Genomic DNA, 14556 nt, shown 5'->3' with positions numbered 1-14556 from the left:
CGGGCCCTTCCGGACCACCCGCCGCTTCGTCATGTGGCGTCAGCCCAGCCGCATGTGATGGAGCATCAGCAGACCGGCCGCCATGTTGGCCGCCGGTATCTCACCGCGGGCGACCATGTCCGGCACGAGCTTGAGCGGGACCCACTCGCGGCGTGAGGACTCGAAGTCGTCCGCCGGATGACCGGTGTACGTCGCCTCCCGGGACCAGAAGAGATGGTGCCGGGCGTCGACGAGGCCGTTGGCCGGTTCCACGGTCATCAGCGGTTGCAGCTCGCCGGGGCGCCAGCCGGTCTCCTCCTCCATCTCCCGTGCCGCCGCGGCGGCGATGTCCTCGCCGTCCTCGACCACACCCGCGGCCAGCTCCCAGCCCCAGCTGTCGGTGATGAACCGGTGCCGCCACAGGAGCAGGACCTCATTGGCCTCGTTGACGACGGTCGCCGCGGCCACGGCCCGGAGGCGGATGAGGAAGTGGTCGAGATGGCGGCCGTCGGGGAGAACGACATCCGCCAGATTGACCCGGAACCAGCGGTTCTCGTACACAGTTCGTTCGTTCAAGTTCGTCCACTGCACAGTTCTGCCACCTTCCGACTGGTCGATGGCAATATCGGAGCAGGGTCCGCCCCGCAGGGGAACGTGTGGAGGCTCCCGGGACGAGGCTCACAGGGGCACGCGCAGCGCCCCGTCGATGAGGCCGGCCGCCGCCGCGGCGTCAGCGCTGCCGCTCGCGGTCAGATGTTTCCGTACGGAGCGGAGCCGGTCCCGGAGCCGCTGGGACTCCATGCCGCGGGCGCGTTCCGCCATTTCCGAGGCGGTGCAGGCCGCCTTGTCCGCCTCGCCCTGGAGCAGTTCGAGATGCGTCAGCATGGCGAGCCGGTGCACGGTCCCCCGGTCGTGCGCCGGGGAGCGTACGGCGGCCGCCGCGTGCTCCCGGGCACCTGCCAGATCCCCCAGGCACAGGAGCGCCTCCGCCACCTGGACGTTGACGAGGCCCGGCTGGACGTACCCCGTCTCGTCCGGCTCGCCTCCGCTGCGGATGCGGCCGGACTCGGCCTCGGCCCGGCGGATGCACTCCAGGGCGCTGCGGTGGTCGCCGAGCTGGGCGTAGGCCTTGGCCTGCATCGCGTGCAGATCGGTGGCGAGCGCCGGGGTGATGTGCGACCCCGCCGCGCGCAGTGCGGCCTCGGCGAAGGCCACGGACCGGCGGAATTCGGCCAGGTACAGCGACTGGTTGACGAGCAGCGCGATCACATAGCCGCCGAGCCCGATGTCCCCGCTGGCCTTGGCCAGGCGCAGTGCCTGGTGGAAGTAGCGCTGGGCGAGTCCATGGGCGTCGGAGTCGTAGGCGCAGATGCCGGCGACGGCCACCAGTCCTGCGGTCGCGCGGTGGAGCTGACGGCCCATGGCGTCGCTGTACCCGCCGCGCAGCAGCGGCGCGGTCTCGGCGTTGAGGAAGCCGACGATGCGGGACCTGGTCGCGATGCCGCCCGCCTTTCGGTACATCTGTTCGTAGTGCGCCCGGGCCGCGCGGAGCATCGCTATGTCCGCCATGCTCACGCGGGACGGCCCGGGGCGTGAGACATCGGTGTCCTCGGGCGGGTTCTCCCACTCCCAGACCGGCATCACGGCTGTCGTGCCCGTGACGGCGGGGGCGGTGGTCAGGTGGGGACGCTGCTGTTCGTCGGAGCGCCACAGGGCCGTCGCGTGCTCGACGAACCCGGACAGGCCGGCGCGGGCCGCCGTGTTGACGCCGGAGACCCCCATGCCGATGTCGTCGAGCGTGACGGGCCGGCCCAGCCGGCCGGCCAGCACTTCGCAGATCAGGTCGGGGACCTGCCCGCGGGGGCGCTGGCCCTTGAGCCAGCGGGCGACCGCCGTGTGCTCGTAGCGCAGGCACAGCCCGCGGGCGCGGCCGGCCTGGTTGACATGACCGGCGAGCCCGGCGCGGGACACACCCGCCTCATCGATCAGGGATTCGAGCAGGACGTTGGGCTCCATTGCCCCCCCATGTGCGCGTCGCAATGAGCCTAGTGGAGCACGATTCACACGGGGTGTGAACGGAATGCCCGAACCATCCTGCTGTGCGCTCTGCCGCGCCGGGGCGCCGCTCGGTTGAATGAGCTCCTCGCAAGAGGCGGCCGGGTCGTCGGCTCCCCCTCGTAACAGTTCGACGACCCGCCCCCGCGCCGTTCGTTCTGCCGGCCTGCCCGACACTCCGTGGCAGGGCGGGCGGCGCCGGACCGCACAGCCCACTGCCCCGACGACAGGAGGCCCGTGTGCGGTCCCCGGGCCGTCCGGCGAGCACAGAAGGGGCGTATCCGGTGGCCGGATACGCCCCTTCTCGACTCCGGTACGCCTACGCGCCGCGCAGCACCGCGCCGGTGCGCTCGGTGGCCAGGGCGACCGCGGTGTCGCGGGCCGCGGAGGCCTCCTCCACGGTCAGCGTGCGGTCCGGGGCACGGAACCGCAGCGCGTACGCCAGGGACTTGTTGCCCTCACCGATCTGCTCGCCGGTGAAGACGTCGAACAGCCGCAGCGATTCGAGCAGACCGCCGGCGCCTTCGCGCAGGGCCTTCTCCACCGCGTCGGCGGGCACGTCCGAGGCGACGACGAGCGCGACGTCCTGGGTCGCCACCGGGAAGGTGGAGATGCGGGGCGCCTGGAGCGCACCGTCGACCGCCTGCTCCAGGACGTCGAGCTCGACCTCCATGGCACAGGTCCGCTCGGGCAGGTGGAGCTCCTTGATGACGCGCGGGTGCAGTTCGCCCGCGTGTCCGAAGAGGGTCTCCTCGCCGTCGACCGTGACGTACAGCGCGGCGCAGCGGCCGGGGTGCCACGGTGCGTGCCGGTCGGCGCGGACCGTCACCTCGACGCCCGCCTCACGGGCGATGGAGCGCGCCGCCTCGACGGAGTCCGCCCAGTCGGCGGGGCGGCCCTTGCCCCACCAGCCGGCCTGCTCGCGGGCGCCCGCGAGGACGACGGCGGCACGGCGCGGCTGACGCGGGAGCGCCGCGTCCAGTCCGGCGATCTCCTCGTCGGTGGGCCGGCGGTCGACGGGCAGACGGACGGCCTTGGTCTCCTCGCCGGTCGGCCTGAAGACCAGCCCGGTCTCGAAGAGCGCCAGGTCGTGGCTGCCGCGGCCGTCGTTGCGCCGCAGTGCGCCGAGCAGGCCCGGCAGCAGCGTCGTGCGCAGCGCGGGCTCCTCGTCGGAGAGCGGGTTGACGAGGGTGACCGTACGGCGGCGGGCGTCGTCCTTCTCCAGGCCGAGCTGGTCGAGGACGGCGTCGCCGATGAACGGGTAGCTCAGCGCCTCGACGTAACCGGCGCCCGCGAGGGCACGGCCGACGCGGCGGTGCAGCCGCTGGCGGTCGGTGAGCCCGCGTCCGGAGGGAGGCGTCGGCAGGGTCGACGGAAGGTTCTCGTACCCCTCCAGCCGGATGACCTCTTCGGCCAGGTCGTTCGGCTCGGCGAGGTCGGGGCGCCACGACGGCACCGTGACGATCAGCTCGTCCTGACCGTAGACGTCGCAGCCGACCTGCTGGAGACGGCGTACGACGGTCTCGCGGCCGTACGCGACACCGGCCACCCGGTCCGGGTGGTTCGCCGGCATGGCGATGGTGCGGGGGGCGGACGGGGCGGTGATCTCCGTGACGCCGGCCTCGGCCGTACCGCCCGCGAGGAGGACCAGCAGGTCGACCGTGCGCTGCGCGGCAGCGGCGGCGGCCTGCGGGTCGACCCCGCGCTCGAAGCGCTTGGACGCCTCGGAGCTCAGCTTGTGGCGACGTGCGGTCCGGGCGATGGCGATCGCGTCGAAGTGCGCCGCCTCGATGACGACCTCGGTGGTCCCGGCCTCCTCGGCCGAGTCCGCGATCTCCGTGTCGGCACCGCCCATGACGCCCGCGAGGCCGATCGGCCCGCGGTCGTCGGTGATGACCAGGTCCTGGGCGTCCAGGACACGCTTGGCGCCGTCGAGCGTGGTGAGCTTCTCGCCCTGCTCCGCGCGGCGCACCCCGATCGTCCCCGCGACGCGGGTGCGGTCGTAGGCGTGCAGCGGCTGGCCGAGCTCGAGCATCACGTAGTTGGTGATGTCGACGGCCAGCGAGACGGTGCGCATCCCGGCCTTCTGCAGCCTGCGCTGCATCCAGATCGGGGAGCGCGCCTCGGGCCGCAGGCCGGTAACCGTACGCGCGGTGAAGTTGCTGCAGCCGAACGGGTCGGACACCTTCACCGGGTAGCCGTGCGCGTTGGGCGGGGGCACGTCCAGGAGCGCCGGGTCGCGCAGCGGGAGCCCGTACGCGATGGCGGTCTCACGGGCGACGCCGCGCATCGAGAGGCAGTAGCCCCGGTCCGGCGTGACGGCGATGTCGAGGACCTCGTCGACGAGCTCGAGGAGCTCGATCGCGTCGGTGCCGGGCTCGAACTCCGGCGGCAGCACGATGATGCCGTGCGTGCCGTCGTCGCCCATGCCGAGCTCGTCGGTGGAGCAGATCATGCCGTGCGAGGTCTTGCCGTACGTCTTGCGCGCGGCGATCGCGAAGTCACCGGGCAGCACGGCGCCCGGGAGGACCACGACGACCTTGTCGCCGACGGAGAAGTTACGGGCGCCGCAGACGATCTCCTGCGGCTCCCCGGTGCCGTTGGCGGTGCCGACGTCGACGGTGCAGAAGCGGATGGGCTTCTTGAAGCCCTCCAGCTCCTCGATGGTCAGGACCTGTCCGACGACCAGCGGGCCCTTGAGCCCGGCGCCGGTCTGCTCCACGGTCTCGACCTCGAGCCCGACGGTGACGAGCTTGGCCTGTACGTCACGGCCGGTCTCGGTCGCCGGCAGGTCGACGTATTCCCGCAGCCAGGAAAGCGGGACGCGCATCAGATCTCCATCCCGAACGGCCGGGTGAACCGGACGTCACCCTCGACCATGTCTCGCATGTCCTCTACGTTGTGGCGGAACATCAGCATCCGCTCGATGCCGAACCCGAAGGCGAATCCGCTGTACTTCTCGGGGTCGACGCCACAGGCGACGAGCACCTTGGGGTTGACCATGCCGCAGCCGCCGAGCTCGATCCAGCCCTCGCTGCCGCAGGTGCGGCAGGGGCGGTCCGGGTTGCCGACGGACTCGCCGCGGCAGACGTAGCAGACCATGTCCATCTCGGCGGACGGCTCGGTGAACGGGAAGAAGTTCGGCCGCAGCCGGGTCTTCATGTCCGGGCCGAAGAGCGCCTGGACCATGTGGTCGAGGGTGCCCTTGAGGTCGGCCATGGTGAGGCCCTCGTCGACGGCGAGCAGCTCGATCTGGTGGAAGACCGGGGTGTGCGTGGCGTCGAGCTCGTCGGTGCGGTAGACCCGGCCGGGGCAGACCACGTAGACGGGGGGCTTACGGCTGAGCAGCGAGCGGGCCTGTACGGGCGAGGTGTGCGTCCGCAGCACGACACCGGACTCGTCACCCTTGGCGCCGTCGGCGCCCTGGACGAAGAAGGTGTCCTGCATCTGCCGCGCCGGGTGGTCCGGCACGAAGTTCAGGGCGTCGAAGTTGAACCACTCCGCCTCGACCTCGGGGCCCTCGGCGATCTCGTAGCCCATGGCGACGAAGACGTCGGCGACGCGCTCCATGATGGTCGTCAGAGGGTGGCGCGCACCGGCCGGGGTGCGGTCGTAGGGCAGGGTGACGTCCACCGCCTCCTCGACCAGCACCCGGGCGTCACGCTCGGCCTCCAGCTCGGCCTGGCGGGCGGCCAGCGCCTTGGACACGGCGCCGCGGGCCTGGCCCACGCGCTTGCCCGCCTCGGCCTTGGCCTGCGGCGGCAGGGCGCCGATCTCGCGGTTGGCGAGCGACAGGGGCGAGGTACCACCGGTGTGCGCGGTCTTCGCCTGGGCGAGCGCGTCGAGGTCGCCCGCGGCGGCGAAGGCGGCGAACGCCTCGTCCCGCATGCGCTCGATCTCTTCCGGTTTCAGTGCCTCGACCTCGACTGGGTCGTACGACTTGTTCGGTGCCGACATCTCTTCCCGTGCTTCCGATTGGCTGGTGGCGACCTGGCTCGACGACTGAGGACGCAAAGGTGCCAAAAGTCGAGTCTACGGGCCGCCGGGAGGCGAAGAAGCCCGTGGGCAGCTCAGACCAGGTAGGCCGGCATGCTCACGGGCAGGATAAATCGGAATTCGGCGCCGCCGCCGGGTGCCCGGGCGACGCTGATCGTCCCGCCGTGCGCCTCGACGATGCCCTTGACGATGTACAGGCCCAGGCCGGTCCCGCCGCGCTTGCTCCCCCGCCAGAAGCGGGTGAAGACGCGGCCCATCGACTCCTCGGGGATGCCGGGGCCTTCGTCGCTCACGGTGACTGCCGTTCCGCTCTCGTCGTCCTTGCCCGGTGCGGGCGCAGGGGCGATCTCAATAGTGACGGTTCCCTCGCCGTGCCGCACCGCGTTTTCCAGGAGGTTGCCCAGGACCTGGTCGACCTTGTCGGGGTCCGCCCAGAGCGCGGGCAGCGGCTGCCGGGTGCGCACGAGGAAGCGGTCGGGCGCCTGGCCGTTCGCCGTGTGCGCCTGGATGTGGCGCTCGACGGCCGCGGCGATGTCGACGGGCTGGCGGCGCAGCTCGAGCCGGCCGGAGTCGATACGGGAGATGTCGAGGAGCTCGGCGATGAGCCGGGTGACCCGGTTGGCGTCGGCGTCGACGGTCTCCAGCATCAGCCGCTTCTGGTCGTCGGTGAACCTCTCCCACTTGGCCAGCAGTGTGGCGGTGAAGCCCTTGACCGAGGTCAGCGGGGAGCGCAGCTCATGGGCGACGGTGGCGATGAGCTCGGCGTGGCTGAGCTCGGTGCGGCGGCGCGCCTCGGTGCCGCGCAGCGACACGACGAACCGGCGGACGGGTCCGGTCGGGGTCTCGCGCACGTACCGCGCGGAGACCAGGACCTCACGGCCGCCGGGGAGCAGCAGATTCTGCTCGGGCTGGCCGACCCTGATGGCGAGTCCGCCGTACGGGTCGGTCAGGTCCCACCAGCGGCGTCCCTTGAGGTCCTCGAGGGGCAGCGCCTGGTCCAGGGAGCGGCCGAGCGCCTCGGCCGCGGGTGTGGCGGTGATCCGGGCCGCGGCCGCGTTGAAGCAGATGACCTTGCGGTTCTCGTCGGCGACGACGAGACCGTCCGGCAGATCGTCCGGGTCGATGCCCGTCGCGGGGTCCCCGACGGCCTGGCTTTCGCCGGCCCCGTCGGAGAGGGCGCGCACGGCGGCCGTGTGTGTCGCTCGCGGCCTGCTCATGCCGACAGCCATCTTCCCGTACCCCACCTCTCGAACCGGTGCAGTGGGCCCCCGAGTTCGTCACCCTACTAGGCGGTGGCGGCCGGGCGACACCCTCCGGGGCACCGCCGGCGGGGTGTGGCCGGTACAGGCCGGTGGGTCCCGGGGGTCAGCCGGCCCGCCGCGGGCGCTGGGCCCGCGCGGAGGCGTAGAGGCAGACGGCCGCGGCGGTGGCGAGGTTGAGGCTCTCGGCCTTTCCGTGGATCGGGACCCGGACCACGGCGTCGGCCAGTGCGCGGGTCTCCTCGGGGAGGCCCCACGCCTCGTTGCCGAACACCCAGGCGGTGGGCCCGCCCATGGTGCCCGCGTCGAGCTCGTCGTCGAGGTCGTCGCCCGTGCCGTCGGCCGCCAGGATGCGCACACCGGCGTCCCGGAGCCCCTGCACGGCCTGCTCCACGGGCACCCCTACGGCCACCGGCAGATGGAAGAGGGAGCCGACGGAGGCACGGACCGACTTGGGGTTGTAGAGGTCCACGGAGGCGTCGGTCAGCACCACCGCGTCCGCGCCCGCGGCATCCGCGCAGCGCAGCACCGTGCCGGCGTTCCCGGGGTCGCGTACGTGGGCGAGGACGGCGACCAGGGTTGGCCTCGCCGCCAGGATGTCCTCGAAGGGCGAGTCCAGGAACCGGCAGACGCCGATCAGCCCCTGGGGGGTGACGGTCTGCGAGACGTCGGCGAGCACGTCGCCGTCCGCGAGGTGCACACGGGCGCCGGCTCCGCGCGCGGCGTCGATGATGTCGGCGTACCGGTCGGCCGCCTCGACGGTGGCGAAGAGCTCGGTCAGCGTGGGTTCGCCGTCGGTACCCCGGTGCGCGGCGGCCTCCCGCACGGCCTGCGGCCCCTCGGCGATGAACCTGCGCTCCTTGCCGCGGAAGTTGCGCCTGGCCAGCCGGCGTGCGGCGGCGATTCGCGGTGACCGCGCGGAGATCAGTTCGGGGGTGCCCATGGTCGGCGGCGAGCCTCTCTGCGTAAGTCAGCTTCTCTGCGTACGTTTCTCTGCGTACGGCTGACTACGTACGCAACACGTGCTGCAACGCACCGGACCCGCAGACGGCGCGCGCCTGCGGGTCCGGCTCGAAACGCTGGAACGACGGAAGTGCTGCCTGGGTCAGGCGGCCTTCGGGGCGTTGACGTCGCTCGGGAGGGCCTTCTGGGCGACCTCGACGAGGGCGGCGAACGCGTTGGCGTCGTTGACCGCGAGCTCGGCCAGGATCTTGCGGTCCACCTCGATGTTGGCGGCCTTCAGACCCTGGATGAGGCGGTTGTACGTCATGCCGTTCTGGCGGGCGGCCGCGTTGATGCGCTGGATCCAGAGCTGACGGAAGTCGCCCTTGCGCTTCTTGCGGTCGTTGTAGTTGTAGACCAGGGAGTGGGTGACCTGCTCCTTGGCCTTGCGGTACAGGCGCGAACGCTGACCGCGGTAACCGCTGGCGGCCTCGAGGATCGCCCGGCGCTTCTTGTGGGCGTTTACCGCCCGCTTGACGCGTGCCACTTTTAACTCCTTGCAGCGGGGTCAGGTGGTCGAAGGGAGGACTCACCGGACCCGGAAACGAATTGGTCCCGGTCGGATCGAGGTCGCGCCTCCGGGTTCACCGGAGGCGGCGCCTCACTTGCCGAGAAGCTTCTTGACCTTCTTGGCGTCGGCCGGAGCCACGACGACCGTGCCGGTCAGCGAGCGGGTCTTCTTCGAGGACTTGTGCTCGAGCAGGTGGCGCTTGCCGGCCTTCTCGCGCAGCACCTTGCCGGAGCCCGTGATCTTGAAGCGCTTGCTGGCACCGCTGTGCGTCTTGTTCTTCGGCATCGCGCCGTTATCTCCTCGTCAGTGGCGCCCCTCTCGGTGCGGGCACCGGACTGCAGGGGCGTCAGATCTTTGGGTGGTTTCCGAGGGACCCGGGGGCGCCTGGGTGGCGGCCCCCGGAGGTCACGCCTCGGAAGGTGTCTCGGCCGGAGCCTCGGCCGCTGCGGCCGGGGCCTCAGCGGTGTCACCCTCGGACTCGGCGTCGGGGGCGAATCCCTGACGCTCCGCCTTGCGGGCGGCCTGGGCCTCGCGGGCTTCGGCCATGGCTTCGGTCTTCTTCTTGTGCGGGCCCAGAACCATGATCATGTTCCGGCCGTCCTGCTTCGGGCTGGACTCGATGAACCCGAGGTCCTCGACGTCCGAAGCGAGACGCTGGAGCAGACGGAAACCCAGTTCGGGGCGGGACTGCTCACGACCACGGAACATGATCGTGATCTTGACCTTGTCCCCCTGCTTGAGGAACCGGACGACGTGACCCTTCTTGGTGTCGTAGTCGTGCGGGTCGATCTTCGGCCGGAGCTTCATTTCCTTGATGACCGTGTGCGCCTGGTTCTTGCGCGCCTCACGGGCCTTCATGGCCGACTCGTACTTGAACTTCCCGTAGTCCATGAGCTTGCACACGGGGGGACGGGCTGTCGCCGCCACCTCGACCAGGTCGAGGTCGTACTCCTGTGCGAGCTCCAGGGCCTTGGCAAGCGGAACAATCCCGACCTGCTCGCCGCTGGGACCGACAAGTCGCACCTCGGGAACGCGAATCCGGTCGTTGATGCGGGGCTCGGCGCTGATGGATCCTCCTCGGTAGCACCACGCGACCGCCTGGCGGACAGCCGCGTAACGTCTTATGTATGACCAACCGAGCCGGGAAAGCAGAAATGCCCCGGACGGGACACAGGCGGGGCTCCAGGAACTACCGGAACACCGCCGCGTGCAACCGCGGGGCGCAATCGGGCGGCCCCATCGTCCGTACGGAACGATGGTTGCCACCTGACCGGTGACCCGCCGTCCCTGAGGACGGTCAGGTGGGAGATCGGAGCCTCCACTTGTGGGCCGGTCACATAGGTGTCCGGCCGGTCGTTACACAAGGTTAGCAGCTCCCCGGGGGTACGGCGAACCCGCTGCCGGGACGGCTCCCGCAGGAGGAGCCGTGCGGACGTGGCCTTATCGTGTGGGGCATGAGCGACGCGACCACTCCCAGCACCGAGAACCCCGGCTTCGACGACATGGCCCGCGACATCGCGGAGGTTCCCGCGGTCGAGGTGATCGTGACCGTCGCCGTCAATCTGATGAGCGCGGCAGCCGTGAAGCTCGGCCTGACCGAGGAGGGCGAGCAGCACAAGGACCTGGACGAGGCGCGCAAGCTGGTCCAGGCGCTGGCCGGGCTGCTCGACGCGAGCGCCACCGAGATCAGCACCTTCCACGCCTCGCCGCTGCGCGACGGCCTGAAGTCGCTCCAGCTGGCCTTCCGTGAGGCCTCGCTCGTGCCGGACGAGCCGGGCCAGGGCCCGGGCGAGAAGTACACCGGTCCCGTCTACGGCTAGTCCCCCTCTGCACCTCTCCGGGCCCGTCGCCTGTCCCAGGCGGCGGGCTCGCGTGCGTCAGCGGCTGAACAGCGGCTCGCCCGGTGCGTCGGCGTCGGCCGGCAGCAGCGCCAGGTCGATTCCGCGCACCAGCCGGGCGCGCAGCACCTCGCTGGCCGACAACGCGTCGGCGACCCGGCGGGCGGCGTCGGCGACCACGGCGTCCGGGGAGAGGACCAGGGCGAGAGTGCCGTCGGCCCGGCCGGGACCGAGGTGGGCGCGCAGCACCGCGGGCTCGGCGGCGACCGCGTCCCGCACCGCGGCGACGACGGCCGGGTCGTCGAGCGGGTCGGTGCTGGTGCGGTTCTCGGCCAGAGCGAGCAGTGCCGGGCCGGTCAGCTCGAAGGCGACGGGCCCCGCGAGGTCGAGCACCACTGTGTCCGCCTTCTCGTGCGCGGCGGCCTGCAGCGCCTGGTGCAGGGGTACGGCGACGGGGCGCGCCTGCGGGTCCCAGCGGGCCAGCGAGGCGGTGGAGGTGAAGGCGGGCAGCGCGCGCCGGTCCCCGGCCTGCAGGGTCGGCACCGCCATGTCGCTGGTCTTCTCACGGCGCAGGCCCCTCTCGTCCTCCTCGACCTCGCCGAGTACGGCGACGACCGGCACGAGGAGCCGGGCGCCGCGGAGCGCCGCGAGGACCGGGCCGACCGCCGTCCTGTCGTCGGCCCACGCCGCGAGGGCCGCCGTCAGTTCGGGCGAGGCAGTGCCGTCGTCGTCGGAGAAACCGGGGTCCGGGATGTTCTTGAGCGCCACAGGACGAGCGTAGTGGGTCGGCTCTCTCACCTGGGCGACAGGTCGGGCACAGGCTGCTGCCAGCCTGGCCGCCTAGCGTCCGGGCCATGCCCCGTCACAGAACGCGCGGGCCGGCGCTGTCCGGCCTTCTGACCGCAGCCGTCGTGCTGCTGGCCGGTTCCACCGCGGGAGGTGCGTACCTCATGGCTCGCTCGCCGGATGACGCGCACGCGGCCGTGGCCGCCGTATCGTCCGCCTCGAGCCCGTCGGCCACGGCGGGCCGGAGCGAGGAGCCCGAGGTGGATCTCGACGCGGAGCTGGCCGAGGCGCTGGCGTCCCTGGCGGACGGCGCCGACGTGTCGGTGGCCGTGCTGGACACGGAGAGCGGCGCCGGTGCCGTGTACGGGGACGGGGCGTACGACGCCGCCAGCATCGTGAAGGTCGACATCCTGGCGGCGCTGCTGCTCAAGGCGCAGGACGAGGACCGGGAGCTGAACGGCGCCGAACAGGCGTACGCGGAGGCCATGATCCGGCGCAGCGACAACACCTCGGCCACCGAGCTGCTCAAGGTGATCGGCGGGGAGGGGGCCCTCGACGCGGCCAACGGGCGGCTGGGGCTGACCGGGACGGAGGCGGCTCACGCGTGGGGCCTGACCCAGACGACCGCCGCCGACCAGGTGCGGCTGCTGGAGGCGGTGTCCAGGGCGGATTCGGAGCTGTCGGCGGCCTCGCGGGCGTACATCACGGAGCTGATGGGCCAGGTCGAGGCGGACCAGCGGTGGGGGGTGTCCGCGGCGGGCACCGACGCGGTGCTGAAGAACGGCTGGATGCCCCGGACGACGACCGGGCTGTGGGACGTCAACAGCATCGGGCGGGTGGAGAACGGCGGGCACACCGTGCTGGTGGCGGTGCTGTCGCGCGGACACGCCACGAAGGAGGCGGGCATCGCTCTCGTGGAGTCCGTCGCGAAGAAGGCGGTGGGCGTGACCGGTGCGGTGACCGGATCGGGATGAGACCGGGCCGCCGTTCGCTCAGCGGAGGGGCCGGGCGGGGAACGGGTTGCGCACGGGAGACGCCGCTCCGCCGCGGGCTCCCCTGCCGCGCCACAGGACGACGGCCAGGGCGAGGAGCACGGCTCCGAGGCCGCCCGCCGCGGGGGCCAGCCAGCCCGCGGGGTCCTGGTCGCCCCCCTGCGGGGCGGGCCCGGAGCCGAAGTACTCCTTGCGGTAGCCGGCCTTCGCGGACCGGGCGCTCAGCTCGTCGGGGCGCAGCTTCGCGCCGGCCTCGATCGCCGCGGCGGGATCGACCATGCCGTAGCCCCTGGCGTCGTCGCGGCCGCCGGAGGGCGCGTTGCCGGCGGTGTCGGTGATCAGGGTCTTGATCTGTGCCGGCGAGAGGCCCGGGTGCGCGGCGCGCACGAGGGCGACGGCGCCGGAGACGAACGCCGACGCGGCGGACGTGCCCCACTCGATGTAGTAGTGCCGGTCGGGGTTGGCCACGACGATGTCGACGCCGGGCGCGCTGACGGTGGCGTACCAGCGGCGGGTGGAGAAGGCGGCGTGCGTGCCGTACTCGTCCACGGCCGCCGCGGCGATCACACCGGGGTAGGCGGCGGGGTAGGAGATCCGGTCGCCCTTCTCCCCGCTGTTGCCGGCGGAGGCGACGACGGCGACGCCCTTGCCGAGGGCGTACTGCACGGCGGCGTCCTCGCCGGGCTCCGGGTGTGCCGACTCGCTGTCGTCGCCGAGGGAGAGGTTGATGACGTCGGCGCCGTGGTCGGCCGCCCAGCGGATGCCGTCGGCGAGCGCGGTCCCGCGTGACTCGCGGGCCCTCGCGCGCGACGGGTCGCCGGATTCGAGGATCACCCGCACGGGCAGGATCTTCGCCTCCGGGGCGACGCCGAGCACGCCGTCCCCCCGGCCGGGGCCGTTTCCGCGGCCCGCGATGATGCCGGCCATGGCGGTGCCGTGCAGGGCCCAGGAGCGGTCGCCAGGCTCGGCCCCGAAGCCGATGAGGTCCTTGCCCGGAAGCACCTGCCCGGCGAGGTCGGGGTGGTCGTCGTCGACCCCCGTGTCCAGGACCGCGACCGTGACGCCCTTGCCCTTGGTGGTCCCCCACGCCGTCCGGGTGTGGAGGGCCTCCAGGCCCCACTGCTGGTCGCGGATGGCGTCCGCCTGGGCGGGTACGGCGGGCAGCAGCGCGAAGGCGGTGGCCGTGGCCACGGCGGCGAGCGCCCGCAGCCGGCGGGGACGGGTCATTCCGGCTGCTCCGTGAGGTCGGTGACGGTCCTGCGCAGGGTGCGCTCGACCCGGTCGGCGACGCCCTTCGCCTCGTGGCCGAAACCTGCCTGGGCCGGGGCGGTCGTGGCGTCGGCGGCCATGGCCGCGGCGGCGGGCTGCGGCTCGGCGACCGGGCGCCCGTCGGCGAAGCCGGATACGGCGAACACGACGGCGGGCAGCTCGGTCAGGACGTGGACCGTCCAGCTGGCGCGCTGCCGGTCGCCGAACCCCGCGGCGACGGTGCCCTTGACCGGGTAGGCGCGGGGCATCAGGTCGGAGCGGCCGGCGAGGCGCTGTGTGGTGAACCGGGTGTCGAGCGCGCTCATGGCGTCGGTGTCGCCCTCGGTGAAGACGATGCCGACGGTGGTGACGCTGCTGCGCGTGGCGTCGGTGTAGGTGGCACGCACCAGGCGTTCGCAGCCGACGGGGCGGAGCGTCTGGAGCAGCAGCGGGTCCAGGCCCGCCCCGCAGCCGCTGTCGTTCGCGACGGCGACCCTGGTCCACACGCGGTCGGTGGCTCCGGGGCCCGCGCCGTCGCCCTTGAGGGTGGCCGGGAAGAGGGTGTCGACGGGCACGCTGTGCCAGGCGGAGCGGCCCACGGAGTACGCACTCCCGGCACCGGGGTCGGCGGCGGAGTCAGCGGTGAGCCAACTGCCGGTGATCGCGCCGCCGATGAGCCCGAGGCCGAGCACGGCGCAGACCGCGGCCGCCGCGGTCCTGCCGGGGTTCCTGGCCTTGACCGGGCGGAGCCGGGTGGTGGTCTCGGCGGGCGTCTCGGCGTACGCGTAGTAGGCGCCGGGCGGGGCCGGGGTGGCGCCGGGGCGCGGGGTGAGGTCCACGGCGCCGACGGGCCTGCGCCTGGTGACGGGGGGCGGTGGCGGCGGACCGGG

14 protein-coding genes are annotated in these 14556 nt (G+C 72.5%); 2 read left to right on the top strand and 12 right to left on the bottom strand.

From position 1 onward, the window contains the following. Positions 1-39 precede the first annotated feature (39 nt). The 9 genes from ACIQM3_RS31020 to infC all read right to left on the bottom strand — a co-directional run bounded on the left by ACIQM3_RS31020 (position 40) and on the right by infC (position 9927). Positions 40-570 carry an NUDIX domain-containing protein gene (locus ACIQM3_RS31020; RefSeq protein ID WP_401630221.1) on the bottom strand — a complete coding sequence of 177 codons (531 nt, stop codon included), beginning with the start codon at positions 568-570 and terminating at the stop codon, positions 40-42. An 87-nt stretch (positions 571-657) separates the two neighbouring features. After that, positions 658-1995 carry a transcriptional regulator gene (locus tag ACIQM3_RS31015; RefSeq protein ID WP_401630219.1) on the bottom strand — a complete coding sequence of 446 codons (1338 nt, stop codon included), beginning with the start codon at positions 1993-1995 and terminating at the stop codon, positions 658-660. Positions 1996-2353: 358 nt separating this feature from the next. Next, positions 2354-4864: a phenylalanine--tRNA ligase subunit beta gene (gene pheT / locus ACIQM3_RS31010; RefSeq protein ID WP_401630218.1), complete on the bottom strand. Its 2511-nt coding sequence runs from the start codon at positions 4862-4864 to the stop codon at positions 2354-2356. Then, positions 4864-5991, bottom strand: coding sequence for a phenylalanine--tRNA ligase subunit alpha (gene pheS / locus ACIQM3_RS31005; RefSeq protein WP_033304472.1), 1128 nt, complete (start codon positions 5989-5991; stop codon positions 4864-4866). Before pheS ends, pheT begins: the two co-directional genes overlap by 1 nt. Positions 5992-6104: 113 nt before the next feature. After that, on the bottom strand, positions 6105-7259 hold the full coding sequence (locus tag ACIQM3_RS31000) for an ATP-binding protein (protein WP_401630216.1): 1155 nt from the start codon (positions 7257-7259) through the stop codon (positions 6105-6107). Between the two features lie 136 nt (positions 7260-7395). Further along, positions 7396-8232 (bottom strand): TrmH family RNA methyltransferase, encoded by an 837-nt coding sequence (locus ACIQM3_RS30995; protein ID WP_401630214.1) that lies wholly within the window; start codon positions 8230-8232, stop codon positions 7396-7398. A 162-nt stretch (positions 8233-8394) separates the two neighbouring features. Continuing rightward, positions 8395-8778 (bottom strand): 50S ribosomal protein L20, encoded by a 384-nt coding sequence (gene rplT, locus ACIQM3_RS30990; RefSeq protein WP_003970214.1) that lies wholly within the window; start codon positions 8776-8778, stop codon positions 8395-8397. Between the two features lie 114 nt (positions 8779-8892). Next, entirely contained in the window at positions 8893-9087 is a 195-nt protein-coding gene (gene rpmI, locus ACIQM3_RS30985; protein WP_099176763.1) for a 50S ribosomal protein L35, read from the bottom strand. Positions 9088-9207: 120 nt separating this feature from the next. Next, positions 9208-9927: a translation initiation factor IF-3 gene (gene infC, locus ACIQM3_RS30980; RefSeq protein WP_401630627.1), complete on the bottom strand. Its 720-nt coding sequence runs from the start codon at positions 9925-9927 to the stop codon at positions 9208-9210. A 329-nt stretch (positions 9928-10256) separates the two neighbouring features. Here infC and ACIQM3_RS30975 point away from each other — a divergent pair, with 329 nt between their 5' ends. After that, positions 10257-10622 (top strand): DUF1844 domain-containing protein, encoded by a 366-nt coding sequence (locus ACIQM3_RS30975; RefSeq protein WP_031097477.1) that lies wholly within the window; start codon positions 10257-10259, stop codon positions 10620-10622. A 57-nt stretch (positions 10623-10679) separates the two neighbouring features. Here the strand turns inward: ACIQM3_RS30975 and ACIQM3_RS30970 are convergent, their stop codons facing one another. Then, a complete protein-coding gene (locus ACIQM3_RS30970; RefSeq protein WP_401630211.1) occupies positions 10680-11408 on the bottom strand; it encodes an SseB family protein in 729 nt (242 codons plus the stop codon). Positions 11409-11494: 86 nt separating this feature from the next. On the opposite strand from ACIQM3_RS30970, the gene ACIQM3_RS30965 reads away from it, so the two are divergent. Beyond that, positions 11495-12400, top strand: a complete 906-nt coding sequence (locus ACIQM3_RS30965) for a serine hydrolase (protein ID WP_401630209.1) — start codon at positions 11495-11497, stop codon at positions 12398-12400. 18 nt (positions 12401-12418) lie between these two features. On the opposite strand, the gene mycP is transcribed toward ACIQM3_RS30965, so the two are convergent. Then, positions 12419-13645: a type VII secretion-associated serine protease mycosin gene (gene mycP, locus ACIQM3_RS30960; protein ID WP_401630207.1), complete on the bottom strand. Its 1227-nt coding sequence runs from the start codon at positions 13643-13645 to the stop codon at positions 12419-12421. Next, complete coding sequence (locus ACIQM3_RS30955; RefSeq protein ID WP_401630625.1) at positions 13642-14505, bottom strand: hypothetical protein; 864 nt, start codon at positions 14503-14505, stop codon at positions 13642-13644. The genes mycP and ACIQM3_RS30955 overlap by 4 nt, the downstream gene beginning before the upstream one ends. Positions 14506-14556: the final 51 nt, after the last annotated feature.

Source organism: Streptomyces sp. NPDC091271 (genome assembly GCF_044757505.1).
In the GTDB taxonomy this organism is placed as follows: Bacteria; Actinomycetota; Actinomycetes; order Streptomycetales; family Streptomycetaceae; genus Streptomyces.
This window is presented reverse-complemented; position numbering and strand designations above follow the sequence as displayed.